We start from the raw sequence: 681 nt of genomic DNA, 5'->3' as shown, positions 1-681 counted from the left end.
GGTCAAGGCCATGGGTATGTCCGGTATTTCGAAAAGTCAGGTTTCCCGACTGGCTGGCGAGATCGATGAGCGTGTCCATGCGTTCCTCGACCGCCCACTTGAGGGCGACTGGCCCTACCTGTGGATCGACGCCACCTACGTCAAAGTGCGGGAGGCCGGTCGTATCGTTTCAGTCGCCGTCATAATTGCCGTGGCCGTGAACACTAGTGGTGGGCGCGAGGTGTTGGGCATGCGGGTTGGCCCTTCGGAAGCTGAGCCGTTCTGGACGGACTTCCTGCGAAGCTTGACTCGGCGTGGATTAAGAGGCGTAAAGCTGGTGATTTCCGACGCTCACGAAGGGCTCAAGGCAGCTGTGTCCAAAGTCTTTTGCGCGACGTGGCAACGCTGCCGCGTCCACTTCATGCGCAACGCCCTGGCTCATGTCGGCAAGGGCCAGCGCACGATCGTGGCGGCTTTTCTACGCACCGTATTTGCCCAGGACAGCCGCGAGGAATGTCACAAGCAATGGCGGCAGGTTGCTGATCAGTTACGCGAGAAGTACCCGAAGATCGCAGCACTCATGGATGGCTGCGAAAATGACGTGCTGGCGCACATGGCGTTTCCCAAGCCGCATCGGCAGCAGCTTCATAGCACCAACCCGCTGGAGAGGCTGAATGCCGAGATCAAGCGCCGCACCGAGGT

Annotated in this window: 1 protein-coding gene; it reads left to right on the top strand. The window is 59.9% G+C overall.

Annotation, left to right across the window (positions count from 1 at the left end):
* A partial coding sequence (locus tag ACW9H9_RS28720; RefSeq protein WP_457346723.1) for an IS256 family transposase occupies window positions 1–681 on the top strand: 681 nt, incomplete at both ends.

The organism is Pseudomonas sp. SDO5215_S409 (genome assembly GCF_054071325.1).
Note: the sequence above shows the minus strand (reverse complement) of the source record. Positions and strands in the feature narration are given on the sequence as shown.